We start from the raw sequence: 2,520 nt of genomic DNA on the forward strand, positions 1-2,520 counted from the left end.
CGTCCCTGTCGGCGAAGGTATCGCCGGATGGGTTCGGGCCACGGGTACGCCGCTCACCATCGATGACACTGCGGCCACGTCTCGTCCCGGGGGCGGACGAGGCGTTCTGTCGGCGGTTAGTGTGCCGATCGCCGACGAGGACGGCGTCCTCGGGGTGTTGAACGTTGGAACCGCCACGTATTCGTCGCGGTTCGCGCCCTGTGACCTGCGTGCATTGGAGTCTCTTGGGCGTCTGACCGCCGCGGGTCTCAGGAACGCGTGGTCCCAGCAGCAGAATCGCACGCTGTTCATAGACTCCCTCCAGGCGCTCGTCCGGGTCGTCGAGGAGTCGGACCCGTTTCGGGCAAATCACACTGAACGGGTCTTGGACCTGTGCGAGCAGCTCGCGACGATCCTCGAGATGCCCGAGTCGGCCATCGAGTCGTTGCGCTACGCCTGCGTGTTCCACGACATCGGCATGGGGCGCATCGGGCCGGCCGTGACGGCACGCACCGGCAGTCTCACCACCGTCGAGCGTACCCTGCTGCGACTGCACCCGGAGGTCGGTGCCGAGGCGCTCGCCCAGGTACCGGCGCTGCGTGACGCTGTCCCGGTCGTGCTGCATCACCACGAGCACTTCGATGGGCGCGGCTATGTGCGGGGGGTCAGCGGGGAGCAGATACCGCTGGGTGCACGGGTGCTTGCCGTCGCCGACGCGTTCGTGGCCCTGACCTCCCAGCGACCCTACCGAGAAGCCATAGCGCCAAGCGAGGCCCTCGACGAGATCGGGAGTCACGCCGGGACGCAGTTCGACCCTCGGGTCGTCTTGGCTTTGTATGAGAGCATGCGTCCCGCTTCGTAGGACGGGTGCTGACCGGCACCCAATGCCGGACAAGGCGCGGGCAACAAGGCATCGAACCAACGACGAAGGCCGCCCCATGGGGCGGCCTTCGGTGTGTGATGCAGGAGTGCAGACGTACTACGCGCGAACGATCTTGCCGGCCTTCATGCACTTGGTGCACACGTTGACCTTCTTCACGTGACCCTTGACCACAGCGGTCACCTTCTGGATGTTCGGGCGGAACATGCGGTTGGTGACGCGGTGCGAGTGGCTGACGTTGCGACCGGCCGACGGGCTCTTGCCGCAAACTTCGCAGACCTTCGACATGACGTACTCCTTGGGACTCGAGCCGCCATGCGGCGGACAGATGTTCTTAAGCACAAAGCGCGGGAAATACTAGCACACGCCTTGAGTGCCAAGCAAGGCAGATGGCGGCAGGATTGCCGCAGGCCATCGGCTATACTCCTTGATACTGCGGGCGCTGTCGAGTGGGGGTGCGAAGATGCCGTTTTCGATCGATACCTTGATCAAGGACATCATCGCGGTTCACCCCGACGCGGCAGACGTCTTCGAACGGCACGGTCTCGGGTGCGCACACTGCCTGGCCGCGTCGATGGAGACGCTCGCGCAGGCTGCGGTGGTTCATGACATCTCGGCCCAGGTGCTGCTCGCAGAGTTGAACGATCTCGACGAACCAGTCTCCGGAGGGGAGCTGCTCTGATGTCCGATACGCCCAAGGGTGCTGTTCACATCGCCAACGATGTCTTGGCCGATCTCGCCGGCTACGCCGCGCTTGAGAGCTACGGAGTCGTCGGGATGGCTTCGCCGACACTGGCCGAGGGGGTCGCTCAGTTGCTTCCCCGTCAGAAGCTGCGCAAAGGAGTTAAGGTCGTTGGTTCCGACGACGGTGTGTCGGTCGACCTCTATGTCGTCATCGAGCACGGAACCAATCTCACCGAGGTCTCACACAACCTCGCGAACAGCGTGCGCTACGTCCTGACCCACACTGCCGACGTCCCCGTGGCGCGCATCGACGTCCACGTGCAGGGCGTCAAGGTGCGCCAGTCCAAGTAGCCCGGAGATCCCATGCCTAACGCTCGCGACCTAATCGCCTCGGCTGCGGCCGCTCTGAAGGAGCGCGTGGACGAGGTCAACCGACTCAACGTATTTCCTGTGCCCGACGGCGACACAGGCATCAACATGTCGCTCACCATGGACGCAGTGGTCGCCGAGACGGCAAAGCTCCCGACCGATGCGACCGTCGCCGACATCTGCAAGGCGGTCACACATGGCTCGCTCATGGGAGCCCGCGGCAACTCGGGTGTGATCCTTTCGCAGATCCTTCGCGGCATGTGCGAGGGGCTTGATGGCGTCACCGCGTTCAATGCAGCAGCGCTTGCCGCGTCGCTCGAACGGTCAACCACGGTAGCTTTCCAGGCGGTGCGTAAGCCTGTTGAAGGCACCATGCTCACCGTCATCAAGGACACGGCGGAGGCGGCTGCCACGGCCGCTGCGGCAGGACTCACCCCGTCTGCTGCGCTTGAGGCAGTCTCGGTCGGGGCCTTCGAGTCGGTGAAGCGCACGCCCGAGCTGCTGCCAGTCCTCAAGGAGAACGGGGTCGTCGACGCCGGCGGCTTCGGGCTGGCCATCCTCATCGAGGGGTTCGTCGCCGCGGCGCTGGGCAAGAAGGTCGTCGTCGC

At 64.8% G+C, this 2,520-nt stretch carries 5 protein-coding genes; 4 read left to right on the plus strand and 1 reads right to left on the minus strand.

Annotated elements, in window-relative coordinates; translation table 11 throughout:
* The coding region (locus HGB10_12015; protein NTU72529.1) for an HD domain-containing protein at nt 1–841 on the plus strand (841 nt) is incomplete at its 5' end.
* Between the two features lie 117 nt (nt 842–958).
* On the opposite strand, the gene HGB10_12020 is transcribed toward HGB10_12015, so the two are convergent.
* Nucleotides 959–1,147: a 50S ribosomal protein L28 gene (locus HGB10_12020; protein ID NTU72530.1), complete on the minus strand. Its 189-nt coding sequence runs from the start codon at nt 1,145–1,147 to the stop codon at nt 959–961.
* Between the two features lie 175 nt (nt 1,148–1,322).
* On the opposite strand from HGB10_12020, the gene HGB10_12025 reads away from it, so the two are divergent.
* From HGB10_12025 to HGB10_12035, 3 genes are all read left to right on the plus strand, one after another.
* Nucleotides 1,323–1,541, plus strand: a complete 219-nt coding sequence (locus HGB10_12025) for a DUF1858 domain-containing protein (protein NTU72531.1) — start codon at nt 1,323–1,325, stop codon at nt 1,539–1,541.
* Nucleotides 1,541–1,894 (plus strand): Asp23/Gls24 family envelope stress response protein, encoded by a 354-nt coding sequence (locus HGB10_12030; protein NTU72532.1) that lies wholly within the window; start codon nt 1,541–1,543, stop codon nt 1,892–1,894. The genes HGB10_12025 and HGB10_12030 overlap by 1 nt, the downstream gene beginning before the upstream one ends.
* Before the next feature lie 12 nt (nt 1,895–1,906).
* Nucleotides 1,907–2,520: DAK2 domain-containing protein (locus tag HGB10_12035; protein NTU72533.1), on the plus strand; the 614-nt coding region annotated here is incomplete at its 3' end.

The sequence above is a fragment of the Coriobacteriia bacterium genome (assembly GCA_013334745.1).
Classification (GTDB): Bacteria; Actinomycetota; Coriobacteriia; order Anaerosomatales; family JAAXUF01; genus JAAXWY01.